A 23,058-nucleotide genomic window follows, 5' to 3' on the forward strand; every position below is an offset into this window, starting at 1 on the left:
GGCGACCGGGCCCCTGCCCGATCGCCGGGGGTCAAGTGTCGCCCTGGGCCCCCGGTCTGTCGAGGACACCGTACGCCCCGGTCATCGCACCGGCGCCCCGCCCCGACCCCTGCCACGCCGGGTGCGGGCCACAATGAGGGCCGGCGCGTACGGACGGAGAGCTGACCTGGACACCGATGCGACGGGCCACTGGTCACTGGTGGTCCCCCTGAAACCCCTTGCACTGGCCAAGAGCCGGCTGGCGGGAGCCGCGGGCGGAATTCCCCGTCCGCAGTTGGCGCTGGCGTTCGCCCAGGACACCGTGGCAGCCGCGCTGACCTGCACGGAGGTCCGTGATGTGGCAGTTGTCACGGACGATCCGGTGGCCGCGGCGGAGCTGACGGCGCTGGGCGCCCGCATCGTGCCCGACCTGCCGGCCGCCGGGCTCAACGCCGCGCTCGCCCACGGTGCGCTGGCGGTACGGGCCCTGCGCGCCGACGCTGCGGTGGCCGCGCTCAATGCGGACCTCCCGGCGCTGCGGCCGTCGGAATTGACCCGGGTGCTCTCGTATGCGAGGGGATTTCCCCGTGCCTTTCTCCCGGATGCGGCAGGTATCGGCACGACTTTGCTGACCGCTGCGGAAGGCGTCGAATTGCGGCCGGCTTTCGGGGGGCCTTCACGGCGTCGGCATTCGACGTCGGGCGCGGTGGAAATCGCGTTGGCGGACGTCGTCTCCGTACGACAGGACGTCGATGCGCCCGACGACCTGGGCGCGGCGCTGGAACTGGGCGTCGGTCCGCGGACGACGGCGCTGCTCGCGCCCTGTCCGGCGTCCCCGTGCCGCTGAGGGGCCGCACCACCGGCCGAGGGCGGGCCGCGGGCCCGTGCAGGGCCTACGCTTTCGGGCATGCAAGCGACTTCGTACACCTACGACCCCGAGACCCGCAGCGGCAGCGTCCTGCTGGACGACGGGACGCCCGTGGAATTCGACTCGGCGGCCTTCGACGCGGGCGGGCTCCGGTTGCTGCGGCCTGGGCAGCGGGTCAGGATCGAGACCGAGGGCACGGGTGACGCGCTGCGCATCACCCTGGTGACGCTCCAAACGCTGTGACCCGCCCGGCCCGGTGCGCACCGGGCCGGCGCTGGCGCACGACTCGGCAACAGCCGCGGGCCGGGCTCCCTCAGGGGAGCCCGGCCCGGCGTGTGAGTGGCTGTGGCGGCTGGCGCCGCTTACCTCTTCCGCGTGGCGGTCTTCTTCGCGGTCTTGCGGGCCGTCGCCTTCTTGGCCGGGGCCTTCTTCGCGGTGGCCTTCTTCGCCGGCGCGGTCTTCTTGGCCGTGGCCTTCTTCGCCGCCGTCGTCTTCTTCGCGGTGGTCTTCTTGGCCGCCGTGGTCTTCTTGGCGGTGGTCTTCTTCGCGGTCGTCTTCTTGGCCGTGGCCTTCTTCGCCGCGGTCTTCTTGGCAGCCGCCTTCTTCGCGGTGGCCTTCTTCGCCGCCGCCTTGGCGGTGGTCCGCGTGGAAGTGCCACCGGAAAGGCTGCCCTTGGGGGCCTTCTTCACGGAGACCTCACCGCTGCGCGGGAGCTTCTTCGCCCCGCTGACCAGGTCCTTGAAGCCCTGACCGGCCCGGAAACGGGGCACCGAGGTCTTCTTCACCCGGACCCGCTCACCCGTCTGCGGGTTGCGGGCGTACCGGGCGGGGCGTTCGACCTTCTCGAACGATCCGAAGCCGGTGACCGAAACCCGGTCTCCGGCGACGACCGCCCGGACGATCGCATCGAGCACCGCGTCGACGGCCTCGGCGGCCTGCTGACGGCCGCCGAGCTTGTCGGCAATCGCTTCTACGAGCTGCGCCTTGTTCACGTCTTCCCCTTCGGAGACATTGCCGGACCGAATCTGTCCAGGCTTTTTCGCACGTTAGGCAGATATATACCGCAAATCAAACACGAAACGGGCTAATCACCCTAGTGCCGCAACGAAGTCGACCGTCGAAGTCGCTCCTTCGCGAGTGCGGCCGTCAGTCGCCTTCGGGGAATCGGCCCTCGTCGAGGTCCCGCACAAAGCGGTCCAGACGTCGCGCCGCATCCGGCAGATCGTGCTTCGCTGCGGCCGTGATGACCAGCAGCTTCCGGGAGAGCGCCTTCCTTACGCCTTCCGGGACTTGCAGTGCGCGCACCGCTGCGTGCGCTTCCTTCAACCGGGCCGCGACCACCTCGTACAGGTCGAGTTGGCTGTCGCGTTCCATGCACCGATTGTGCCATCTGGGGCGAGTTGTCGCCCGGCGGCCCCTCAACAGACGACTGCGCCCCCCGCCGGGAGGCGGGGGGCGCAGTTCATGAAAAGCGCAGATCAGACCTGATCAGACCGGAAGGGTGCGCGGTTTGAAGGCCGGCCGGGAGGTCTCGTAGGCCGCGATGTCCGCTTCGTTCTGAAGGGTGAGGCTGATGTCGTCCAGGCCGTTCAGCAGCCGCCAGCGGGCGTTCTCGTCCAGTTCGAAGGAGGCGGTAAGACCGGCCGCGCGGACCTCGCGCGCCTGGAGGTCGACGGTGATCTCGACCGTGGGGTCGGCCTCGGTCAGCTCCCAGAGCCGGTCCACCGTCTCCTGCGGCAGAACCACGGTCAGCAGACCGTTCTTCAGCGAGTTGCCGCGGAAGATGTCGGCGAACCGGGCGGAGATGACCGTCTTGAAGCCGTAGTTCTGCAGCGCCCAGACCGCGTGCTCGCGGGAGGAGCCGGTGCCGAAGTCGGGGCCGGCGACCAGCACGGTCGCCCCCTGCCGCTCGGGCCGGTTGAGCACGAACTCGGCGTCCTTGCGCCACGCCTCGAAGAGTCCGTCCTCGAAGCCGTCGCGGGTGACCTTCTTCAGCCAGTGGGCCGGGATGATCTGGTCGGTGTCGACGTTGCTGCGGCGCAGCGGGACGGCCCGGCCGGTGTGGGTGGTGAAAGCTTCCATGGTGATCAGACTCCAGCGGGCGTACGGGCGGCGTCGGCGTCGGACAGGTCCGCCGGGGAGGCGAGGTGGCCGAGCACCGCGGTGGCGGCGGCGACCTGCGGCGAGACCAGATGGGTCCGGCCGCCCTTGCCCTGCCTGCCCTCGAAGTTGCGGTTGGAGGTGGACGCGGAACGCTCGCCGGGCGCGAGTTGGTCCGGGTTCATGCCCAGGCACATCGAGCAACCCGCATGCCGCCATTCGGCGCCCGCGGCGGTGAAGACCTTGTCCAGGCCCTCCTCGACGGCCTGGAGCGCGACCCGCACCGAGCCGGGGACGACCAGCATCCGTACGCCGTCGGCGACTTTGCGGCCGTCCAGGATCGAGGCCGCCGTGCGCAGGTCTTCGATGCGACCGTTGGTGCAGGAGCCTACGAAGACGGTGTCGACATGGATGTCGCGCAGCTCCTGTCCGGCGCTCAACCCCATGTATTCCAGGGCCTTTTCCGCGGCCAGCCGCTCCGAAGCGTCCTCGTACGAAGCCGGGTCGGGGACCTTCGAGGCGAGCGGGGCGCCCTGCCCCGGGTTGGTGCCCCAGGTGACGAACGGGGAGAGCGCGGCGGCGTCGATGACGACCTCGGCGTCGAAGACGGCGTCGTCGTCCGTGCGCAGCGTCTTCCAGTACGCGACGGCGGCGTCCCACTCCTCGCCCTCGGGGGCGTGGGGGCGACCGCTCAGATACGCGAAGGTGGTCTCGTCGGGGGCGATCATGCCGGCCCGGGCGCCCGCTTCGATGGACATGTTGCAGATGGTCATGCGGGCTTCCATCGACAGCTTCTCGATGGCCGGGCCGCGGTACTCCAGGACGTAGCCCTGCCCGCCGCCGGTGCCGATCTTGGCGATGATCGCCAGGATCAGGTCCTTGGCGCTCACGCCGTCGGGCAGCTCGCCGTCGACGGTGATCGCCATGGTCTTCGGGCGGGCCATCGGCAGCGTCTGGGTGGCCAGCACGTGCTCGACCTGCGAGGTGCCGATGCCGAAGGCCAGCGCGCCGAAGGCGCCGTGCGTGGAGGTGTGCGAGTCGCCGCAGACCACGGTGGTGCCGGGCTGGGTCAGTCCCAGCTGGGGGCCCACCACGTGGACGACGCCCTGCTCGACGTCGCCGAGCGGGTGCAGCCGCACGCCGAACTCCGCGCAGTTCTTGCGCAGGGTCTCCAGCTGGGCGCGCGAGACCGGGTCGGCGATGGGCTTGTCGATGTCGAGGGTCGGGGTGTTGTGGTCCTCGGTCGCGATGGTGAGGTCCAGGCGCCGCACCCGACGGCCGCCGAGCCGAAGGCCGTCGAACGCCTGCGGGCTGGTCACCTCGTGCAGCAGGTGCAGATCGATGTAGAGGAGGTCGGGCTCGCCCTCGGCGCGCCGGACGACGTGGTCGTCCCAGACCTTCTCCGCGAGTGTCCTACCCATCGCTTTCCCTCCGGCCGGCCACGGTGCCGGCACTGCTAGAGATCGTGTGCGACCCCTTTTTCGCCGGGCCGTCCCCGGGTGAACTCCCGGGCCGCCCCCGGGCCGCCCCTACAGACTGGCTGCTTCTCCAAAAAATTGAACTTGCGTTTCATACTGTGAGACGCGAATATCGTTTCATGGACAACTCTAGCGGCGTCGGCGTTCTCGACAAGGCGGCTCTGGTTCTGAGCGCACTGGAGTCCGGTCCGGCCACCCTCGCCGGGCTGGTCGCGGCCACCGGGCTCGCCCGACCCACGGCCCACCGACTGGCCGTGGCACTGGAACACCACCGTATGGTGGCGAGGGACATGCAGGGGCGGTTCATCCTCGGCCCGCGGCTCGCGGAGCTGGCCGCAGCGGCCGGCGAGGACCGACTCCTGGCGACGGCCGGCCCCGTGCTGACGCATCTGCGCGACGTGACGGGCGAGAGCGCCCAGCTCTACCGGCGGCAGGGGGACATGCGCATCTGCGTCGCCGCCGCCGAGCGGCTGTCCGGATTGCGGGACACCGTCCCGGTCGGCTCCACGCTCACGATGAAGGCCGGGTCGTCGGCGCAGATCCTGATGGCCTGGGAGGAGCCGGAGCGGCTGCACCGCGGGCTCCAGGGCGCCCGCTTCACGGCGACCGCGCTGTCGGGCGTGCGGCGCCGGGGCTGGGCCCAGTCGATCGGCGAGCGCGAGCCGGGCGTGGCTTCGGTCTCCGCGCCCGTGCGCGGCCCGTCCAACCGCGTGGTCGCCGCCGTCTCCGTCTCCGGGCCGATCGAGCGGCTGACCCGCCACCCCGGCCGGATGCACGCCCAGGCGGTCATCGACTCGGCGGCCCGACTGTCGGAGGCCCTGCGCCGCCCCAGCTAGCGCAGCTCCGGAACGTGGCGCCGCCCCCGCAGGCCGAGCGCCCCCGCTGAACTCCCCGCGCCTCTCCCCCGGGTGCCCGCCGTCGCAACCCGGGTGCGGGCGCGGGGAGTTCGACCCCACGACCGAAGAGGCCCGTAGCAGGAGCGGGAACGCGAAGAAGCCCTCCGCGTCATCGCGGAGGGCTTCTTCCTTCACGTACCCCCGACCGGATTCGAACCGGCGCTACCGCCTTGAGAGGGCGGCGTGCTAGGCCGCTACACAACGGGGGCGAGGAAGTGATCCATCGGATCAGCTGGGCTACCAGGACTCGAACCTAGACTAAATGAACCAGAATCACTCGTGCTGCCAATTACACCATAGCCCATGGTGGTTTAGACCAGTACCCCCGACCGGATTCGAACCGGCGCTACCGCCTTGAGAGGGCGGCGTGCTAGGCCGCTACACAACGGGGGCCCTAGCGATCCTGCGTCGCATGCGTCGGTTGCGATCCGGACGTACGCGCGGGAAGGATCTGTACCCCCGACCGGATTCGAACCGGCGCTACTGCCTTGAGAGGGCAGCGTGCTAGGCCGCTACACAACGGGGGCTTTGCAGATGAGCTCTGCGAGCTGGCCTACCAGGACTCGAACCTAGACTAACTGAACCAGAATCAGTCGTGCTGCCAATTACACCATAGGCCACCAAAGCGCAACCCCCAGGTGGGGGCTTGCTTGGCTTGCGCTTTCCGTCCGGGCCTTTCGGCCCTCTCGGGCGGCGCAGGAAGAACATTACCCGATGGTGGACGGCGCTCCAAAACGGGTATCGCCCGCCAACAGGCCGGGGAGCTGGTCGAGACCGGTGATCCGGATCAGCTCGGGGCGCCCGCCCCGCCCGGTGCGGTCCAGCCAGACGCCGGTGAGTCCCGCGTCACCGGCGCCGCGGGCGTCGATGTCGGGCTCGTCCCCCACGTACAGGACCTCCTGCGGCGGCAGCCCGACGGCCGCGCAGGCGGTGTGGAACGCCTCCGCGGCGGGCTTGGCCACGCCCAGGTCGGCCGCGCACAGGACGACCTCGAAGCGGTCCCGTACGCCCAGGGTCCGCAGCTTGTGCTCCTGGACGGAGAGCGCGGAGTTGGAGAGCACCGCGTGCCGGTAGCCGGTGAGGGCGTCCAGCGCGGGCACCGTGTCCGGGAAGAGGGCCCAGGCGGCTTCGTAGTGCTCGACGTACCGGCCGAACCAGGCGTCGGCGCCGGCGTCGTCGAGGGCGAGCCCGGTGAAGGTCCGCACCCGGTCGCGCCGCTGCCCGAGGAAGTCGACCTCCCCGGCGGAGAACCGCGCCCAGTGCTGGGCCGTGACCTGCTGCCAACGCCCGAGGGCCTGCTCGACGGAGGATTCTCCGTCCAGCAGGCCCTCTGCGTGCAGGTGGTCGCGCATTCCCGCGAGATCGGCGCCCCGGTAGTCGAAGATCGTGTCGTCGATGTCCCACAGGACCGCTTTGATGACCATGGCCGAAGCCTAGGTCGTGTCTTCGAAATCCCGTCCCCGGAGGGGGAACTAGGCAGCGGCGGCCAGCTTGGCCAGGGCGGCGTCGATGCGGGCCAGGGTGCGCTCGCGGCCCAGGATCTCCAGGGACTCGAAGAGCGGCAGCCCCACCGTGCGCCCGGTGACGGCGACCCGGACCGGGGCCTGCGCCTTGCCCAGCTTGAGGCCGTGGACCTCGCCGGCGGCCAGCACGGCCTCCTTGAGGGAGTCGGCGCTGGACCAGTCGGCCGCCGCCAGCTTCTCGCGGGCCGTGGTCAGCAGCTCGGCCGCGCCCGGCTTCATCGCCTTGGTCCAGGACGCCTCGTCCTCGACGGGCTCGGCGAGGAAGAGGAAGTCCACGTTGGCGGTGATGTCGGAGAGCACCGTGAGCCGGGTCTGGGCGTACGGGGCGATCGCCTCCCAGGCCGCCCGGTCGAACTGCTCGGGGGCCCAGTTCGCGTACGGCGCGCGCAGCCAGGGCTCGCACGCCTCGGCGAACGCCGCGACGTCGATGCGGCGGATGTGGTCGGCGTTGATCGCCTCGGCCTTCTTGAGGTCGAAGCGGGCCGGGTTGGCGTTGACGTCCGCGATGTCGAACTTCTCCACCAGTTCGGCGACGGAGAAGACGTCCTGGTCGGCCGAGAAGGACCAGCCGAGCAGCGACAGGTAGTTCAGCAGCCCCTCGGGCAGGAAGCCCCGCTCGCGGTAGAGGTTGAGGGAGGACTGCGGGTCGCGCTTGGACAGCTTCTTGTTGCCCTCGCCCATGACGTACGGCAGATGGCCGAAGGAGGGGACCTCCTTGGCGACGCCCAGCTCGATCAGCGCCTTGTAGAGCGCGATCTGGCGCGGAGTGGAGGAGAGCAGGTCCTCGCCGCGCAGGACGTGGGTGATCCCCATCAGGGCGTCGTCGACCGGGTTGACCAGGGTGTACAGGGGGGCGCCGTTGGCCCGCACGATGCCGTAGTCCGGCACGTTCTCCGGGGTGAAGGTCAGCTCGCCGCGCACCAGGTCGGTGAAGGTGATCGACTCGTCCGGCATCCGGAAGCGGACGATGGAGGAGCGGCCCTGCTCCTCGTACGCCGCGCGCTGCTCGGCGGTCAGGTCGCGGCACTGGCCGTCGTAGCCGGAGGGGCGGCCGGCGGCGCGGGCGGCCTCGCGGCGGACCTCCAGCTCCTCCGCGGTGCAGTAGCAGTGGTAGGCGTGGCCGGCCGCCAGCAGTCGGCCGGCGACGTCGGCGTACAGGTCCATGCGCTGCGACTGACGGTACGGCGCGTGGGGGCCGCCGACCTCGGGGCCCTCGTCCCAGTCCAGGCCGAGCCAGCGCAGCGAGTCGAGCAGCTGCTCGTAGGACTCCTCGGAGTCACGGGCCGCGTCGGTGTCCTCGATGCGGAGGACCATGGTGCCGCCGGTGTGGCGGGCGAAGGCCCAGTTGAACAGGGCGGTGCGGACCAGGCCCACGTGGGGGTTGCCGGTCGGCGAGGGACAGAAACGGACGCGGACATTCGCGTTAGCCACGCTTGATCACCTTGTTGGCGAGAGTGCCGATGCCTTGGATGGTGACGGCGACCTCGTCGCCGACGTTGAGGGGTCCGACTCCGGCCGGGGTGCCCGTGAGGATCACGTCGCCGGGGAGCAGCGTCATGGCCTCGGTGACGTTGACGACCAGGTCCTCGATGGAGTGGATCATCTGGCTCGTGCTGCCGAGCTGGCGCTGGTCGCCGTTGACGGTGCACTGGACGGCGAGGTCGCCGGCCGCTTCCAGGCTGAGTCCGGTCTCCACCCAGGGGCCGAGGGGGCAGGCGGTGTCGAAGCCCTTGGCCCTGGCCCACTGCTTCTCGCGCTTCTGCACGTCACGCGCGGTGACGTCGTTGGCGCAGGTGTAGCCGAGGATGACGTCCTTGACGCGCTCGCGCGGGACGTCGCGGCACATGCGGCCGATGACCACGGCCAGTTCGGCCTCGTGGTGCAGTTCCTGGGAGAAGGAGGGGTACGCGACGGCGTCGCCGGGGCCGATGACCGAGGTGGAGGGCTTGAAGAAGGCGAACGGTTCGGTCGCGGGCTCGTTGCCGAGTTCGGCGGCGTGCTCCGCGTAGTTGCGGCCGAAGGCCACCACCTTGCTGGGGAGCACGGGCGGCAGCAGCCGGACCTTGCTCACGGGGACCTTGGTGCCGGAGAGCTCGAAGTCCGCGAACGGGACGCCCTTGATGATGTCCAGGACGAGCCCGTCAGGGGCTTCGCCCTCGACCGCGCCGAAGGCCACGTTGCCGTCGATGGAGAACCTGGCGATGCGCACGGGATGCCGCTGCCCCTCTGTTGCTGGTGAAGCTGTTGGAGTCTGACGCTCCAGGCTAACGCGGCGGGGGTGCGGTCCCCGCGCACGCCTGCGCCCGGGGCGGCCGGTCGGACCGGGTCCCGGGCGCGGCGGGGTTTCGGGGCGCGTCGTGCGGTCAGGAGACGGGGGCGTCCATCAGGGTGGTGCGACGCGGGTTGGCCGTCTGGGTCGGGAGGTCGACGGAGTGCTCCGGACGAGCCGGCACGTCCAGCTCGGCGGCGTCCTTGACGTGCGCGAGGGTGGTGCGGCGGGGGTTGGCTATCGTGCGGACCGTCATCGTCTTCATCGGGTGCCTTCAGACCTTTCAGACCTATCGGCTATCTCGGCTAGGCGGGCGAACGGCCCCGGACCGGCGGCGGACCGACCCGTGGGCGGGTCCGCGGGCGGCGCTTTACAACCGGGGCACCTCTGCCCAACGCGACAGGTTAAACATCTAGTTCCCGACAAAGTCGTGGAGAACGTGTGTGACAGGTGTGAGTTTCCTCACCAACCGCCCGGCATTTCGGTCATTACGGACCGTCAACTCACCCCCATAAAGCGGACATTGTCTAACTGAAGCGACTATTCCCCTCCTGATCGCAACGACCGGGACAGGCTCCACCCCCTGGCGACCTGCACGGAAAAGTCCGTTTTACCCTCTAAGTCTTTCAACGGCTTGTGACCCGACGCTTACAACGTGTCACCCGGGTCACAGCACGGTGCGCGGCCCTTGTTGGAGATCCGGCACTGTGCTGGAATTCCACGCACCGCCGCAGAACCAGTCCGGCGCGCAAGGGGCGCAACGCAGCGCCGAGCGGCGGCGGGAAAGGGGGAAGCGCCGGTCACTCAGACCACCCAGAGGCGCGGCGCCGCGCCTCGCCAAAGCCGACACCGTCCCTTCCGTTCTGCGGAAGGACGCCTGGTCCAGAGGTTGCGACGCTAGTGCAGGGACGTTTCAAGAGAGATGGCGCAGGGCGTCCCCAGGCCCATCAGGGCCGTGGGGAAGCCGCGGCGGAGCAGGAGCCGCGCAGCGGGACCGTCCGTGGCTCGTCGCCCCAGCACATCCAGAACCAGGGCCAGGGGCCGACGAACCAAGGCAGCGGCGAGCGCCCCGGCACGCAGGGGCCTGCGCGACCCGGCGCCCGACCCGCCCCCGGTGGACCGAACGGTCCCGGAGCGGCAGGGCCCGGCGGCCCCGGTGGCCGGACCGGACCCGGTGCGAGCGGTCCCGGCGGTGCCCCCCAGGGGCCCGGCGGCGGCGCTCCGACGGGTGCCGCGGGCGACACGGACGAGGCCGAACCCAAACCGACCGCCCCCGCCAGCACCGGCTCACGCCTGGCGCTGCGCAACTGGCGCATCAGCACCCGGCTGGTCTCCCTGATGACCCTCCCCGTCGCCGCCGCGGTGACCCTGGGCGGGCTGCGGATCCAGGAGTCCATGGACCGCATGGACCAGCTGCGGCACATGGAGATGCTCACCGAGATGACGCAGGAGGCGACCAAGCTCGCCGCCGCGCTCCAGCACGAGCGGGACACCACCGCCGGCCCCCTGGCCAACGACGCCAACGCCAGCGCCTTCAAGGTGAGCGGCCCCCGCGAGGCCACCGACCGCGCGTACGACGCCTTCGTGGCGGCGTCCGAAGGCGTCAACGTCAAGGACGGCGCGCAGGACGACACCCTCGACTCGATCCGCACCACCGTCTCCCAGATCTACGCGGAGCTCTACAAGCTGCGCTCGACCCGGGCGGAGGCGTACACGACGGAGGGTCACAACTCCCTCACCGTCGAGGCGTACCACCGGATCATCAACTCCCTGCTGAACCTCTCCTCGGACATGGCCCAGGCCACCAACAACCAGGAGATGATCAAGCGGACGCGTGCCCTGGCCGCCTTCTCGGCCGCCAAGGAGTACTCGTCCATGCAGCAGGCGATCATCGCCGCCGCCCTGCCGGGCGGGCCGGGGCAGAAGGGCGACGCCCTGAGCGAGGTGGACCGGCTGTACGGCTGGACCGCCCTGATCAACGCCAACAACAAGGAAACGTCGTTCTCGCCGATCTACTCGTCGCTCGGCGGCGACCCGGCGGAACTGCTCGCCCCCCTGGACTCGGGCGGCCCCGAGATCAAGCACGCCAACGAGTACGCCGCCCGGGTCCTGGAGAAGCAGGGCGGCATCGACACGATGGAGAAGCAGTCCCACCTGGACTGGACCGACAAGTACGGCATCCGCATGGAGGCCATGAAGCGCATCGAGGCCACGCTGCTGGAGGAGATGGAGTCCAAGGCCCGCCAGCTGCGCGAGGAGTCCAAGCAGGACGCCATCCTCAACGGTGTGCTGATCCTCGTCGTCCTCGGGGTCTCGCTGGTCGGCGCCTTCATCGTCTCCCGGTCCATGATCCGCTCGCTGCGCCGGCTCCAGGACACCGCCACCAAGGTCGCCCAGGATCGGCTGCCCGAGCTGGTCAAGCAGCTCTCGGAGACGGACCCGCAGGACGTCGACACCTCCGTGGAGTCCGTCGGCGTCCACTCGCGCGACGAGATCGGCAAGGTGGCCGCGGCCTTCGACGACGTGCACCGAGAGGCGGTCCGCCTCGCCGCCGAGCAGGCCCTGCTGCGGGGCAACGTCAACGCGATGTTCACCAACCTCTCGCGCCGCTCCCAGGGCCTCATCCAGCGCCAGCTGTCGCTGATCTCCGAACTGGAGTCCCGCGAGGCCGACCCGGACCAGCTCTCCTCGCTCTTCAAGCTGGACCACCTCGCGACCCGCATGCGCCGTAACGGCGAGAACCTCCTCGTCCTCGCGGGCGAGGAGCCCGGTCGACGCTGGACCCGCCCGGTCCCGCTGGTCGACGTGTTGCGTGCCGCCGCGTCCGAGGTGGAGCAGTACGAGCGCATCGAGTTGGCCGCGGTCCCCGCGACCGACGTCGCCGGGCGCGTCGTCAACGACCTCGTGCACCTGCTGGCCGAGCTGCTGGAGAACGCCACGTCGTTCTCCTCCCCGCAGACCAAGGTGCGCGTCACCGGTCACGCCCTGCCCGACGGGCGGGTGCTCGTCGAGATCCACGACACCGGCATCGGCCTCTCCCCCGAGGACCTGGCCGCGATCAACGAGCGGCTCGCCTCGCCGCCGACCGTGGACGTCTCGGTCTCCCGCCGCATGGGTCTGTTCGTGGTCGGCCGGCTGTCGCTGCGCCACGGCATCCGCATCCAGCTGCGGCCCTCCGACTCCGGTGGCACGACCGCGCTGGTCATGCTGCCCGTCGACGTCGCCCAGGGCGGGCGCAAGCCGATGGGCGGACAGGGCGGTCCCGGCTCCGTGTCCGCCCCGAACGGCGTCCCGCCCGTGGGCGGTGGACGCCCCGGTGACGCCCCCGCTCCCCGCGGTGGCGGCCAGGGCGCGCCCGGCGGCGGACTGCTCGGTGCCAACCCGCCGCGCGGCCAGGTCGGCGCGGGCGCCGGTACCGGTGCCGGGCTGGGTGGCGGTCCCCGCGCGTCCCTGCCGGCCCGCGACGGCGGCCAGGGCCGCCAGGGCGGCGGTCTCGCCAGTGCCTTCAGCGGTCGCGGACAGCGCAACGCGCCTCCGCCCGGGCCGTCGGCGCCCGGTGTGCCGGCGCGGCCGGAGCCGGCCGCCCTGCCCCAGCCGGGCACTCCCCCGCGGGCCGAACTCCCCGGTGCGGGCCAGCAGCGCCCGCAGACCACCAGCTGGGGCAGCGCCCAGCGGTCGGGCGGACGCGACGCGGACACCGCGCGCGGCCACGACGACCTCGGGCCCGTCCAGGGCCCCGGTGCCACGGCGGAGATCCCCCGCCAGGACTTCACCGCGCCTCCGCCCGCTGACTTCGCAGCCCCCGCGCTCCCGGGCGGCCCCGCCCACCCGTCGGCCACGTCGGGCATGTCGGACACGGGCGAGTTCCCGAGCCCGGAGGCCCCGGAGCCGGCGCAGCAGCACCGTCCGCCGCACGCGCCGAACGGCCAGTTCGTCCGCTCCGACGTCTTCGGTCCGCCCGGGGGCGCCGGTGCGCCGGCCCGTCCGGTGCAGGACGACGGCCAGTTCGCCCCGCCGCGCGACAGCGGTCCGGACGGGTTCCGGGACCGGGGGCAGGACCCCGCGGCGGCGGGCCAGTTCGCCCGGCCTGACATGGTGGCGCCGCAGCCGCCCGCGCCCGGTCGCGCTCCCGCGCCCCGCGGGTTCGAGGAGCAGGAGGCCCCCGCGCGGGGCGAGCTGCCCCCGCAGCCGCAGCACGAGGCGCTGCCGCCCGCGCCCGGCCCGGGTGACGGCCGTACGCCGCTGTACGACACGCTGGAGACCGACTGGTTCCGCACCCAGAGCCCGCCGAGCGGCCAGGGCAACCCGGGCGGGACCGCTGCGTACGAGCAGCCGCGGCAGGGCGGCGAGGCGCACGACGGCGTCGAGTCGACCCAGCAGTTCCAACAGGTCCAGCAAACGCCGCAGGTCCCGCAGGCGCCCCAGGCCCCCCGCATCCAGCAGGCGCCGCAGGTCCAGCAGACCCAGGCGTTCCCGCAGGTTCATCAGGCACCCCAGGTGCCCGAGAGCCAGCAGGGTCCGCAGACTCCCCCGGCGCCTCAGTTCCCGCAGGCGTCGCAGCCGCCTCGGGGCCCTCAGGCCCCCGAGGCGCCCCACGGCCTGCCGGACGCCGGCGGCCCGCTGCCGCGCCGCGACGGCGGCGCCTTCGGCACCATCCCCGCCGACGGTCCGGACGGCGGCAACTGGCGCACCTCCCCCAACGACGAGTTGGGGCGCCAGGCCGAGCGGATCCGCAAGCCCACCGCCGGCGGCGTCACCACCTCCGGACTCCCCCGTCGGGTCCCGCGAGCCAATCTGGTCGCGGGCACCGCACAGCAGCAGAGCGGTCAGAGCGGACCGTCGGTCTCTCGCGCGCCTGACGACGTGCGCGGTCGGTTGACCAAGCTCCGTCGCGGCATTCAGCAGGGGCGCGAGCAGAACAGCTCGACGACCGGCAGCTTCAACCTCGGCCCCACACACCAGCAGGAGCGTTAGTTGAGCCCGATGAGCCAGGCGGCGCAGAATCTGAACTGGTTGATCACCAACTTCGTGGACAACACCCCCGGGGTGTCCCACACCGTGGTGGTCTCCGCCGACGGCCTTCTGCTGGCCATGTCCGAAGGGTTCCCCCGGGACCGCGCGGACCAGCTGGCGGCGGTGGCCTCCGGACTGACCTCGCTGACCGCGGGGGCCTCCCGGATCTTCGAAGGCGGCACCGTGAGCCAGACGGTGGTGGAGATGGAGCGGGGCTTCCTCTTCCTGATGTCCATCTCCGACGGCTCCTCCCTCGCCGTGCTGGCGCACCCCGAGTGCGACATCGGCCTGGTGGGCTACGAGATGGCCCTCCTGGTGGACCGAGCGGGCAGCGTCCTCACCCCGGACCTGCGCGCCGAACTCCAGGGAAGCCTCTTGCACTGATCAGCACCGGCTCCGAGCCCCGTCGTCCACCACGCGCCCAACGCGCCGTCGTTCTCACAGGTCGCCAACCGGCCCCCACCGGCCCCAAGAGACGGCTCGCCACTCACTTGCTGTCCCGTCCGGAGGACCTCATGACCCCGCCACCCCCGTCACACGATCCATACGGTGCCCACACCGACTACGGGTTCGAGGGAGACCAGCCGTTGGTGCGGCCGTACGCCATGACCGGCGGCCGGACCCGGCCGCGGTACCAGCTCGCCATCGAGGCGCTGGTCAGCACCACGGCCGACCCCTCGCTGCTGGCCGGACTGCTCCCCGAGCACCAGCGGATCTGCCACCTGTGCCGTGAGGTGAAGTCGGTCGCGGAGGTCTCGGCCCTGCTGTCCATGCCGCTCGGCGTTGCCCGGATCCTCGTCGCCGACCTGGCGGAGGCGGGCATGGTGGCGATCCACCAGCCGGGCAGCGGCGACGCCAGTGGCACGCCGGACGTGACGCTGCTCGAAAGGGTGCTCAGTGGACTTCGCAAGCTCTAGCGGCGGTGCGCCCAGGTCGACCACCAGCGCGAAGATCGTGGTGGCCGGCGGATTCGGCGTGGGCAAGACCACGTTCGTCGGCGCCGTCTCGGAGATCAACCCGCTGCGTACCGAAGCCGTCATGACCAGCGCATCCGCCGGCATCGACGACCTCACCCACACCGGCGACAAAACCACCACCACCGTCGCCATGGACTTCGGCCGCATCACCCTCGACCAGGACCTCATCCTCTACCTCTTCGGCACCCCCGGACAGGACCGCTTCTGGTTCATGTGGGACGACCTCGTCCGCGGCGCCATCGGCGCCGTCGTCCTCGTCGACACCCGCCGCCTCGCCGACTGCTTCCCCGCCGTCGACTACTTCGAAAACAGCGGCCTCCCCTTCGTCATCGCCCTCAACGGCTTCGACGGACACCAGCCCTACACCCCCGAAGAAGTCCGCGAAGCCCTCCAAATCGGCCCCGACACCCCCATCATCACCACCGACGCCCGCCACCGCGCCGACGCCAAAAGCGCCCTCATCACCCTCGTCGAACACGCCCTCATGGCCCGACTCAAGTAGACGGCCCGATACGGCAGTTGTCGTATCCACACAAGTGCGGACTGTGTCCTTTGACACGGTCCGCCCCCATGTTCATAACGTTTCGACATGGAATTGCAGCAGTTCGGACACCCGATGCAGCCGAGCGGTGCCGCTGCGCTCACGATCGCCCCGCCTTTTGAAGGGGCTCGCTCTTTATGCCCGTTTTATCGCTCGCCGCCACGAGCCGGAATGGCTGATTCCAACTGTTTGGATCCGACCCACTCCGCATGCTGAAATTCGACGAACTTCTGAGTAGTACGGCTCTGAACGAAACACGGCACAGCGTAGGTGCCGACGCCGAGAGGTTGTTGGTCGAGTGAGGCGAAGCAACACGAGCTCCGCAGAGCAGCAGGCGCGGGGCAACTTCACCCCGCCGTCGCACGCTGCGGCGCCGCCCGTGGACGAACCCGCACCCCCACCGGCCTCCGGCAGCGGCACCGGCGGGGGCAACAAGGGCCGGTTCTCCCCGAGCAACTGGCGCGTGCCCACCCGGCTGAACGCCATCCTCCTCCTGCCCGTGCTCGTCGGCCTCGTCATGGGCGGCTTCCAGGTCAAGAGTTCCATCGACACCTGGGACGAGGCCAGAGACGCGGAGAAGACCGCACGCATCGTTAGCGCCGCAGCCGAATACGGCGCGGCGCTCCTCAACGAACGCGACCTCACCGCCGAACCGCTGCTCAAGGCGACCACGCCGGAGCAGCGCCGGGCGGAACCGGTGACGAAGGCGTACGCGGCGACGGACGCGGCGAAGGCGAATTTCGACCGCGCCGTCGCGGACATGCCGGCGGGCCAGGGACTGGAACGCCGGCTCGAACTCTTCAAGCGCGAGGAGCCCCGCCTCCAGGACCTGCGCAAGGCGGCGTACACCACCAGCCTGGACCCGGTGGGCACCGAAGAGGGGTACGTCAAGGTCCAGCACTCCCTGATGCAGTTCGCCAACGAGCTCGGACTCGGCACCGGCAACGTCACCAGTTTCGGCCGGACCGTCTACGCCGTCCAGCTCGCCAAGGCCGCCGAGTCCCTCCAGCGCTCCATCGGCGTCCACCTGCTGGTGCGCCCCAGCGACAAGCCCGAGGTCCGGGCCCGGCAGACCATCGCGTTCAACTCGTACAACTACCTGGAGCAGATCGCGGTCGCCGAGTACATCTCCGGCGGCACCCAGCAGGACGCGGACAAGCTCACCTCCGTCATGAAGCGCAAGGCCGACGAGGGCGCGCAGCAGCTTCAGGCGTCCGGGCTCAAGCCGGCGCCGGGTGCGGACGGCTCGGTGTTCGCCGGGATGGCCCAGAAGATCGGCTCCGGCGCCTCCCCCGAGGACCTGGCGAAGCAGGACATCACGCCCGAGACGTGGACGGCCGCGGCCACCGCCAAGTTCGAGGGCTATCTGGAGGTCGAGCGCGACCTCGTCAAGCAGGCCGTCGAGGAGGCCGCGTCGATCTCCGCCGACGCCAAGCGGAACGCCATCCTCAGCGGTGCGATCGTGGTCGTCGCCCTGTTGGTCGCCTTCTTGCTCGCCGCGGCCGTGGCACGGCAGATGAGCCGCTCCATGCGCCAGCTGCGCTCCGCCGCCTTCGCCATCGCCGAGCAGCGCCTGCCGATGCTGGTCGACCAGCTGTCCCGTACGGAACCGGGTCGGGTGGACACCCGGGTGCAGCCGATCCCGATCGACACCCGGGACGAGATCGGCGAGGTCGCCCGCGCCTTCGACCAGGTCCACCGGGAGGCCGTGCGGCTCGCCGCCGAGCAGGCCATGCTCCGGGGCAACGTCAACGCGATCTTCACCAACCTCTCGCGCCGCAACCAGTCGCTGATCGAGGGCCAGCTGACCCTGATCACCGAGCTGGAGAACAACGAGGCCGACCCGGACCAGTTGGAGAGCCTGTTCCGACTGGACCACCTGGCGACCCGGATGCGCCGCAACGGCGAGAACCTGCTCGTCCTCGCCGGCGAGGAGCCCGGTCGCCGCTGGAACCAGCCCGTGCCGCTGGTCGACGTGTTGCGCGCCGCCTCGTCCGAGGTCGAGTCGTACGAGCGCATCGAGCTGACCGGCGTACCGGAGACGGACATCCACGGCCAGGCCGTGACCGACCTCGTGCACCTGCTGGCCGAGCTGCTGGAGAACGCCACGTCGTTCTCCTCCCCGCAGACCAAGGTCCGGGTGACCGCGACCCGGCTGCCCGACGGCCGCGTGATGATCGAGATCCACGACAAGGGGATCGGGCTCACCGCCGAGGACTTCGCGGACATCAACCACAAGCTGGCCAACCCGCCGACCGTGGACGTCGCGGTCTCCCAGCGCATGGGCCTGTTCGTGGTCGGTCGGCTCGCCGACCGGCACGGCATCCGCGTGCAGCTGCGCCCCTCGGGCGAGCAGGCTGGCACCACCTCGCTGGTGATGCTGCCGGACCCGATCACCCACGGCGGCGGTGGCGAGCCGCTGCCGGAGGACGACTTCACCGTCTCGCAGATGATCCCGGAGCAGCAGGCGCACCCCCAGGGCGGCCCGGCGCTGACGGCCGCGGACCTGGGCTTCGACGACTCGCGCTACGGCGATCAGCAGCAGGGGCCCGGAGCCGGACGGCCGGCGGTGGGCACCGGCCCGCTGGACCCGGTGGGCCGCTCGCTGGCCCGCGGAGGGCGCCGGACGGCGCTGGGGGCCCAGGCGCCCGGCGGCGACCAGCCGCAGACGTACCAGGACGTGCAGCAGCAGGGGCAGCCGTACGACACCGGGCAGTGGGGCCACGACCCGCTCGCGGGGCAGGGTCAGGACGGCCGGGGCGGCTACCCCGCCCAGCCGTCGTACGACGGCTTCCAGACCGGCGGTTACGCCGAGCCGGCGGTGGAGCAGACGCAGCCGATGTCCCCGGTGCACCAGGAGTCCTACGAGGCACAGGCACCGCTGACGTCACAGATACCCCAGGCGCCGCAGGCACACGAACTGCCGCAGGCGCCCCAGGATGCTCAACTGCCTCCGGGCTCGGGGTATCCGGAAGCCGGCTTCCCCGATCACGGCCGGCTCGAACAGCCCTACGGCGGCCAGTATGCTCCCCAGCCCCAGCAGGCGGAGTGGCCGGATCAGAGCGGTTTCCCGGGTGCGTACGAGCCTGATTACCGTCCGGAGTCGGAATCTGCCCGCAGCGCCCCCACGAGTGGCGCCGAGAGCGTAGGCTTCGAGCGTCCGGGACCTTCTCCGAGCAGTGGTCACGAGCTGACCGAGGCCGGTCTTCCTCGGCGCGGCTCCAAGCAGCGGTCGCAGCCCGCGCAGGATCAGCCCCAGCCCAGCCAGCAGTGGCAGCAGCCCGGGGACCAGGTCCCGCAAGCGCCGCAGGGCGCCCAGCCCGAGACGGCGACCGACGGCGGCGACGAGGCCGCCGAGGCCGGTGGTCAGCAGGACTGGCGCTCGGCCAACGACGAGCGCTGGCAGCGGGCGGAGAAGCTGCGCGAGCCGAAGGCGGGCGGGATCACCTCGTCCGGACTTCCGCGGCGGGTGCCCAGGGCCAACCTCATCGAGGGCACCGCGGAGCAGACGCCGCAGCAGGGACTGCCCCAGGTCTCGCGAGCGCCCGAGGACGTGCGCGGCAGGCTGAGCAATCTGCGCCGCGGGGTCCAGCGGGGTCGCGGCTTGGGAGCGGACACGAACGGACCGGCCACCTACGATCACGACGGTGGCCCGGGCAGTACCTACAACCAGGAGCGTTAGTGTGAGCCCGATGAGCCAGGCGGCGCAGAATCTCAACTGGTTGATCACCAACTTCGTGGACAACACCCCCGGGGTGTCCCACACCGTGGTGGTCTCCGCCGACGGACTCCTGCTGGCGATGTCCGACGGATTCCCCCGGGACCGCGCCGACCAGCTGGCAGCAGTGGCCTCCGGACTGACCTCGCTGACCGCGGGGGCCTCCCGGATCTTCGAAGGCGGCGCCGTCAACCAGACGGTGGTGGAGATGGAGCGCGGCTTCCTCTTCATCATGTCCATCTCCGACGGCTCCTCCCTCGCCGTGCTGGCGCACCCGGAGGCCGACATCGGCCTGGTGGGGTACGAGATGGCGTTGTTGGTCGACCGGGCGGGCAGCGTGCTCACCCCGGACCTGAGGGCGGAACTCCAGGGCAGTCTTCTCAACTAACCGGCAGACAGTGCGTTTTACGCCACCGCACCATTAGGGTGCGGTGGCGCGGGTCCACAGGGACAGCAACCGGCGGATCGCGGTCGGAGGAGGAAACGTGGCAACACCCCCGGGCGGACGCCCGTATGACGGCGGTGAGCATCACCTGCCGGGCGAGCACTCGCACCACGGCTACCCCTTTCCCTCCACGCCGGGCAGAGAAGGCGACCACTTCTCCCGCCACCCCCAGCAGCCCCAGCAGTACCCTTCGCAGCAGCCGTACGACCCGGGATACGGCGGCGGGCAGCCAGCCCATCCGCACCAGCCGTCCCACCACCAGCAGCAGTACCAGGAGCAGCGCTACCAACAGCCTCAGGGCCGGCGCCGCACCCCTCCGCCTTCGCCCAGCCAGGGCGGCCCCAATCCGCTGGTGCGGCCGTACGCCATGACCGGCGGCCGGACCCGGCCGCGGTACCAGCTCGCCATCGAGGCGCTGGTCAGCACCACGGCGGATCCGACGAGGTTGCAGGGGCAGTTGCCCGAGCACCAGCGGATCTGCCGGTTGTGCTTCGAGATCAAGTCGGTCGCCGAGATCTCGGCACTCCTCTCCATTCCCCTCGGCGTTGCCCGGATCCTCGTCGCCGACCTGGCGGAGGCCGGACTTGTCGCCATCCACCAGCCCGGCGGCGACGAAGCCGCCGGTGGCCAGCCAGACGTGACACTGCTCGAAAGGGTGCTCAGTGGACTTCGCAAGCTCTAGCGGCGGTGCGCCTCGATCGACCACCAGCGCGAAGATCGTGGTGGCCGGCGGATTCGGCGTGGGCAAGACCACGTTCGTCGGCGCCGTCTCGGAGATCAACCCGCTGCGTACCGAAGCCGTCATGACCAGCGCATCCGCCGGCATCGACGACCTCACCCACACCGGCGACAAAACCACCACCACCGTCGCCATGGACTTCGGCCGCATCACCCTCGACCAGGACCTCATCCTCTACCTCTTCGGCACCCCCGGACAGGACCGCTTCTGGTTCATGTGGGACGACCTCGTCCGCGGCGCCATCGGCGCCGTCGTCCTCGTCGACACCCGCCGCCTCGCCGACTGCTTCCCCGCCGTCGACTACTTCGAAAACAGCGGCCTCCCCTTCGTCATCGCCCTCAACGGCTTCGACGGACACCAGCCCTACACCCCCGAAGAAGTCCGCGAAGCCCTCCAAATCGGCCCCGACACCCCCATCATCACCACCGACGCCCGCCACCGCGCCGACGCCAAAAGCGCCCTCATCACCCTCGTCGAACACGCCCTCATGGCCCGACTGCGCTGATCCGTCCGCCGCCCCGGCGTTGCCCGTCTTCGCAAGAAGCCCTCGACGCCTCCCCTTCCGGGAGGCCGAGGGCTTCTTGCGCGTCCGGCGTGCTCCTCGTGGCCGAACGCCGAAGCGCCCGCCGGCCGGAGTGACGGCCTGCGGGCGCTCGGGTGACGATGCGGGCGGGTGCCCGGCGGGTCAGCCCTGCCAGCTGTGGGAGGGCTGGAAGGCGCGCTGGCGCTCCAGGCGCCGCCAGGGGGCGGTGGAGCGGGCGTGGGTCGCGGGTTCGGCCGGGACGGACGCGGCGCGGGCCATCAGGACCGCGGTGATCGCGGCCAGTTCCTCGGGCTCGCAGTGGCCCTTCTCGACCCGCAGCAGGGAGGCGTCGGCGGTGGGGGTGCTCATGTCTGGAGGCTCCGTATTCTCCGCAGCGTCACTGCGGGGGGTTGCCGTGCTTGCGCGACGGCAGGTCGGCGTGCTTCGTGCGGAGCATCGCGAGGGAGGCGATCAGCACCTCGCGCGTCTCGGCGGGGTCGATGACGTCGTCCACCAACCCGCGCTCCGCCGCGTAATAAGGGTGCATCAGCTCGGACTTGTACTCCTTGACCATGCGCGTCCGCATGGCCTCGGGGTCCTCCGCGTCGGCGATCTGGCGGCGGAAGATGACGTTCGCGGCGCCCTCGGCACCCATCACCGCGATCTCGTTGGTCGGCCAGGCGTAGGTCAGGTCGGCGCCGATGGACTGGGAGTCCATCACGATGTACGCGCCGCCGTACGCCTTGCGCAGGATCAGGGAGATCCTCGGCACGGTCGCGTTGCAGTACGCGTACAACAGCTTCGCACCGTGCCGGATGATCCCACCGTGCTCCTGGTCGACGCCCGGGAGGAAGCCGGGCACGTCCAGGAGGGTGACGATCGGGATATTGAAAGCGTCGCACATCTGCACGAAGCGTGCAGCTTTTTCGGACGCCTCGATGTCCAGGACGCCCGCCAGCGTCTGCGGCTGGTTGGCGATGATGCCGACGACCTGGCCGTCGAACCGGGCCAGGGCGCAGATGATGTTGCGCGCCCAGCGCTCGTGGACCTCCAGGTAGTCGCCGTCGTCGACGAGTTCCTCGATGACCTTGTGCATGTCGTACGGGCGGTTGCCGTCGGCCGGGACGAGGTCGAGCAGGACGTCCGAGCGACGGTCGGCCGTGTCGGTCGCGGCGACCTGCGGCGGGTTCTCCCGGTTGTTCTGCGGCAGCATCGACAGCAGGTAGCGCACCTCGGCGAGGCAGGTCTCCTCGTCGTCGTACGCGAAGTGCGCGACGCCGCTGGTCTCGGCGTGCACGTCCGCGCCGCCGAGGCCGTTCTGGGTGATCTCCTCGCCGGTGACGGCCTTGACCACGTCCGGTCCGGTGATGAACATCTGCGAGGTCTCGCGGACCATGAAGACGAAGTCGGTGAGGGCGGGGCTGTAGGCAGCGCCGCCGGCGCACGGGCCGAGCATCACCGAGATCTGCGGGATGACGCCGGACGCCTTGGTGTTGCGCTGGAAGATGCCGCCGTACCCGGCGAGGGCGCTCACGCCCTCCTGGATGCGGGCGCCGGCGCCGTCGTTCAGGGACACCAGCGGCGCACCCGCCGAGATGGCCATGTCCATGATCTTGTGGATCTTCGTGGCGTGGGCCTCGCCCAGCGCGCCGCCGAAGATCCGGAAGTCATGGGCGTACACGAAGACGGTGCGGCCCTCGACCGTGCCCCAGCCGGTGACGACGCCGTCGGTGTGCGGACGCTTGGCCTCCAGGCCGAAGCCGGTGGCGCGGTGCCGGCGCAACTGCTCGACCTCATGGAACGAGCCCTCGTCCAGCAGCAGCGCGATCCGCTCGCGCGCGGTCAGCTTGCCCTTGGCGTGCTGCGCCTCGGTCGCGCGGTCGCTGGGGCCGCTGCGGGCCCGCTCGCGCAGATCGTGGAGCTCGGCCACGCGGCCCCGCGCGTCGGTCGGCTCGCTGGCGGTCTCGTCCACAACTGTCATGGATCGAC

General features: G+C 70.8%; 21 protein-coding genes and 5 tRNA genes. 11 read left to right on the plus strand and 15 right to left on the minus strand.

Going from position 1 to position 23,058, the window contains the following annotated elements; genetic code table 11:
* Nucleotides 1-133 precede the first annotated feature (133 nt).
* Both cofC and AB0E05_RS08885 read left to right on the plus strand, forming a co-directional pair.
* Nucleotides 134-826 carry a 2-phospho-L-lactate guanylyltransferase gene (gene cofC / locus AB0E05_RS08880; protein ID WP_361960837.1) on the plus strand — a complete coding sequence of 231 codons (693 nt, stop codon included), beginning with the start codon at nucleotides 134-136 and terminating at the stop codon, nucleotides 824-826.
* Nucleotides 827-886: 60 nt separating this feature from the next.
* Nucleotides 887-1,090 carry a hypothetical protein gene (locus tag AB0E05_RS08885; protein WP_361960839.1) on the plus strand — a complete coding sequence of 68 codons (204 nt, stop codon included), beginning with the start codon at nucleotides 887-889 and terminating at the stop codon, nucleotides 1,088-1,090.
* Between the two features lie 119 nt (nucleotides 1,091-1,209).
* On the opposite strand, the gene AB0E05_RS08890 is transcribed toward AB0E05_RS08885, so the two are convergent.
* The 4 genes from AB0E05_RS08890 to leuC all read right to left on the minus strand — a co-directional run bounded on the left by AB0E05_RS08890 (nucleotide 1,210) and on the right by leuC (nucleotide 4,368).
* Nucleotides 1,210-1,839, minus strand: coding sequence for an HU family DNA-binding protein (locus AB0E05_RS08890; RefSeq protein ID WP_361960841.1), 630 nt, complete (start codon nucleotides 1,837-1,839; stop codon nucleotides 1,210-1,212).
* Nucleotides 1,840-1,993: 154 nt separating this feature from the next.
* Nucleotides 1,994-2,221, minus strand: coding sequence for a hypothetical protein (locus AB0E05_RS08895; RefSeq protein WP_361960843.1), 228 nt, complete (start codon nucleotides 2,219-2,221; stop codon nucleotides 1,994-1,996).
* 114 nt (nucleotides 2,222-2,335) lie between these two features.
* Nucleotides 2,336-2,929 carry a 3-isopropylmalate dehydratase small subunit gene (gene leuD, locus AB0E05_RS08900; protein ID WP_361960845.1) on the minus strand — a complete coding sequence of 198 codons (594 nt, stop codon included), beginning with the start codon at nucleotides 2,927-2,929 and terminating at the stop codon, nucleotides 2,336-2,338.
* Between the two features lie 5 nt (nucleotides 2,930-2,934).
* Nucleotides 2,935-4,368 carry a 3-isopropylmalate dehydratase large subunit gene (gene leuC, locus AB0E05_RS08905; protein ID WP_361960847.1) on the minus strand — a complete coding sequence of 478 codons (1,434 nt, stop codon included), beginning with the start codon at nucleotides 4,366-4,368 and terminating at the stop codon, nucleotides 2,935-2,937.
* A gap of 176 nt (nucleotides 4,369-4,544) precedes the next feature.
* On the opposite strand from leuC, the gene ndgR reads away from it, so the two are divergent.
* Entirely contained in the window at nucleotides 4,545-5,261 is a 717-nt protein-coding gene (gene ndgR, locus AB0E05_RS08910; RefSeq protein ID WP_361960849.1) for an IclR family transcriptional regulator NdgR, read from the plus strand.
* Between the two features lie 196 nt (nucleotides 5,262-5,457).
* Here ndgR and AB0E05_RS08915 read toward each other — a convergent pair.
* The 9 genes from AB0E05_RS08915 to AB0E05_RS08955 all read right to left on the minus strand — a co-directional run bounded on the left by AB0E05_RS08915 (nucleotide 5,458) and on the right by AB0E05_RS08955 (nucleotide 9,378).
* Nucleotides 5,458-5,530 (minus strand) — tRNA-Glu (locus AB0E05_RS08915).
* A 23-nt stretch (nucleotides 5,531-5,553) separates the two neighbouring features.
* Nucleotides 5,554-5,625: transfer RNA gene (locus AB0E05_RS08920), tRNA-Gln, on the minus strand.
* 16 nt (nucleotides 5,626-5,641) lie between these two features.
* Nucleotides 5,642-5,714 (minus strand) — tRNA-Glu (locus tag AB0E05_RS08925).
* Between the two features lie 61 nt (nucleotides 5,715-5,775).
* A tRNA-Glu gene (locus tag AB0E05_RS08930) sits at nucleotides 5,776-5,848 on the minus strand.
* Between the two features lie 21 nt (nucleotides 5,849-5,869).
* Nucleotides 5,870-5,941, minus strand: a tRNA-Gln gene (locus AB0E05_RS08935).
* An 87-nt stretch (nucleotides 5,942-6,028) separates the two neighbouring features.
* The gene (locus AB0E05_RS08940) at nucleotides 6,029-6,745 is read right to left on the minus strand and encodes an HAD family hydrolase (RefSeq protein WP_361960851.1); all 717 of its coding nucleotides are present in this window, start codon (nucleotides 6,743-6,745) and stop codon (nucleotides 6,029-6,031) included.
* Nucleotides 6,746-6,793: 48 nt separating this feature from the next.
* Nucleotides 6,794-8,275 carry a glutamate--tRNA ligase gene (gene gltX, locus AB0E05_RS08945; RefSeq protein WP_361960853.1) on the minus strand — a complete coding sequence of 494 codons (1,482 nt, stop codon included), beginning with the start codon at nucleotides 8,273-8,275 and terminating at the stop codon, nucleotides 6,794-6,796.
* On the minus strand, nucleotides 8,268-9,053 hold the full coding sequence (locus AB0E05_RS08950) for a fumarylacetoacetate hydrolase family protein (RefSeq protein ID WP_361960855.1): 786 nt from the start codon (nucleotides 9,051-9,053) through the stop codon (nucleotides 8,268-8,270). Before AB0E05_RS08950 ends, gltX begins: the two co-directional genes overlap by 8 nt.
* Before the next feature lie 154 nt (nucleotides 9,054-9,207).
* Nucleotides 9,208-9,378 carry a hypothetical protein gene (locus AB0E05_RS08955; RefSeq protein ID WP_361960857.1) on the minus strand — a complete coding sequence of 57 codons (171 nt, stop codon included), beginning with the start codon at nucleotides 9,376-9,378 and terminating at the stop codon, nucleotides 9,208-9,210.
* Nucleotides 9,379-10,451: 1,073 nt separating this feature from the next.
* Here AB0E05_RS08955 and AB0E05_RS08960 point away from each other — a divergent pair.
* The 8 genes from AB0E05_RS08960 (at nucleotide 10,452) to AB0E05_RS08995 (ending at nucleotide 21,051) form a co-directional block, all read left to right on the plus strand.
* Nucleotides 10,452-14,087 (plus strand): nitrate- and nitrite sensing domain-containing protein, encoded by a 3,636-nt coding sequence (locus tag AB0E05_RS08960; protein WP_361960859.1) that lies wholly within the window; start codon nucleotides 10,452-10,454, stop codon nucleotides 14,085-14,087.
* Between the two features lie 9 nt (nucleotides 14,088-14,096).
* A complete protein-coding gene (locus AB0E05_RS08965) occupies nucleotides 14,097-14,510 on the plus strand; it encodes a roadblock/LC7 domain-containing protein (RefSeq protein ID WP_361538991.1) in 414 nt (137 codons plus the stop codon).
* 131 nt (nucleotides 14,511-14,641) lie between these two features.
* Nucleotides 14,642-15,043, plus strand: coding sequence for a DUF742 domain-containing protein (locus AB0E05_RS08970; RefSeq protein ID WP_361960861.1), 402 nt, complete (start codon nucleotides 14,642-14,644; stop codon nucleotides 15,041-15,043).
* Nucleotides 15,024-15,605 (plus strand): ATP/GTP-binding protein, encoded by a 582-nt coding sequence (locus AB0E05_RS08975; RefSeq protein ID WP_361538658.1) that lies wholly within the window; start codon nucleotides 15,024-15,026, stop codon nucleotides 15,603-15,605. The genes AB0E05_RS08970 and AB0E05_RS08975 overlap by 20 nt, the downstream gene beginning before the upstream one ends.
* 337 nt (nucleotides 15,606-15,942) lie before the next feature.
* On the plus strand, nucleotides 15,943-19,326 hold the full coding sequence (locus AB0E05_RS08980; protein WP_361960863.1) for a nitrate- and nitrite sensing domain-containing protein: 3,384 nt from the start codon (nucleotides 15,943-15,945) through the stop codon (nucleotides 19,324-19,326).
* A gap of 10 nt (nucleotides 19,327-19,336) precedes the next feature.
* Nucleotides 19,337-19,750, plus strand: a complete 414-nt coding sequence (locus AB0E05_RS08985) for a roadblock/LC7 domain-containing protein (protein WP_358825178.1) — start codon at nucleotides 19,337-19,339, stop codon at nucleotides 19,748-19,750.
* A gap of 97 nt (nucleotides 19,751-19,847) precedes the next feature.
* Entirely contained in the window at nucleotides 19,848-20,489 is a 642-nt protein-coding gene (locus AB0E05_RS08990; protein WP_361960865.1) for a DUF742 domain-containing protein, read from the plus strand.
* Nucleotides 20,470-21,051, plus strand: a complete 582-nt coding sequence (locus AB0E05_RS08995; RefSeq protein ID WP_130585192.1) for an ATP/GTP-binding protein — start codon at nucleotides 20,470-20,472, stop codon at nucleotides 21,049-21,051. The genes AB0E05_RS08990 and AB0E05_RS08995 overlap by 20 nt, the downstream gene beginning before the upstream one ends.
* A 180-nt stretch (nucleotides 21,052-21,231) precedes the next feature.
* Here the strand turns inward: AB0E05_RS08995 and AB0E05_RS09000 are convergent, their stop codons facing one another.
* Together AB0E05_RS09000 and AB0E05_RS09005 are read right to left on the minus strand one after the other, a co-directional pair.
* Entirely contained in the window at nucleotides 21,232-21,438 is a 207-nt protein-coding gene (locus tag AB0E05_RS09000; RefSeq protein WP_361960867.1) for an acyl-CoA carboxylase subunit epsilon, read from the minus strand.
* Between the two features lie 28 nt (nucleotides 21,439-21,466).
* Nucleotides 21,467-23,050 carry an acyl-CoA carboxylase subunit beta gene (locus tag AB0E05_RS09005; protein ID WP_361960869.1) on the minus strand — a complete coding sequence of 528 codons (1,584 nt, stop codon included), beginning with the start codon at nucleotides 23,048-23,050 and terminating at the stop codon, nucleotides 21,467-21,469.
* Between the last annotated feature and the right edge of the window lie 8 nt (nucleotides 23,051-23,058).

This window comes from Streptomyces sp. NPDC048057 (assembly GCF_040653095.1).
In the GTDB taxonomy this organism is placed as follows: Bacteria; Actinomycetota; Actinomycetes; order Streptomycetales; family Streptomycetaceae; genus Streptomyces.

What these genes read in the sequence shown, in the direction of transcription:
- AB0E05_RS08955 (WP_361960857.1), bottom strand. Translation starts at nt 9,378, where the DNA reads ATGAAGACGATGACGGTCCGCACGATAGCCAACCCCCGCCGCACCACC.
- cofC (WP_361960837.1), top strand. Translation starts at nt 134, where the DNA reads ATGAGGGCCGGCGCGTACGGACGGAGAGCTGACCTGGACACCGATGCG.
- ndgR (WP_361960849.1), top strand. Translation starts at nt 4,545, where the DNA reads ATGGACAACTCTAGCGGCGTCGGCGTTCTCGACAAGGCGGCTCTGGTT.
- AB0E05_RS08940 (WP_361960851.1), bottom strand. Translation starts at nt 6,745, where the DNA reads ATGGTCATCAAAGCGGTCCTGTGGGACATCGACGACACGATCTTCGAC.
- AB0E05_RS09000 (WP_361960867.1), bottom strand. Translation starts at nt 21,438, where the DNA reads ATGAGCACCCCCACCGCCGACGCCTCCCTGCTGCGGGTCGAGAAGGGC.
- AB0E05_RS08895 (WP_361960843.1), bottom strand. Translation starts at nt 2,221, where the DNA reads ATGGAACGCGACAGCCAACTCGACCTGTACGAGGTGGTCGCGGCCCGG.
- AB0E05_RS08885 (WP_361960839.1), top strand. Translation starts at nt 887, where the DNA reads ATGCAAGCGACTTCGTACACCTACGACCCCGAGACCCGCAGCGGCAGC.
- AB0E05_RS08965 (WP_361538991.1), top strand. Translation starts at nt 14,097, where the DNA reads ATGAGCCAGGCGGCGCAGAATCTGAACTGGTTGATCACCAACTTCGTG.
- AB0E05_RS08960 (WP_361960859.1), top strand. Translation starts at nt 10,452, where the DNA reads ATGACCCTCCCCGTCGCCGCCGCGGTGACCCTGGGCGGGCTGCGGATC.
- AB0E05_RS09005 (WP_361960869.1), bottom strand. Translation starts at nt 23,050, where the DNA reads ATGACAGTTGTGGACGAGACCGCCAGCGAGCCGACCGACGCGCGGGGC.
- AB0E05_RS08985 (WP_358825178.1), top strand. Translation starts at nt 19,337, where the DNA reads ATGAGCCAGGCGGCGCAGAATCTCAACTGGTTGATCACCAACTTCGTG.
- leuC (WP_361960847.1), bottom strand. Translation starts at nt 4,368, where the DNA reads ATGGGTAGGACACTCGCGGAGAAGGTCTGGGACGACCACGTCGTCCGG.
- AB0E05_RS08970 (WP_361960861.1), top strand. Translation starts at nt 14,642, where the DNA reads ATGACCCCGCCACCCCCGTCACACGATCCATACGGTGCCCACACCGAC.
- leuD (WP_361960845.1), bottom strand. Translation starts at nt 2,929, where the DNA reads ATGGAAGCTTTCACCACCCACACCGGCCGGGCCGTCCCGCTGCGCCGC.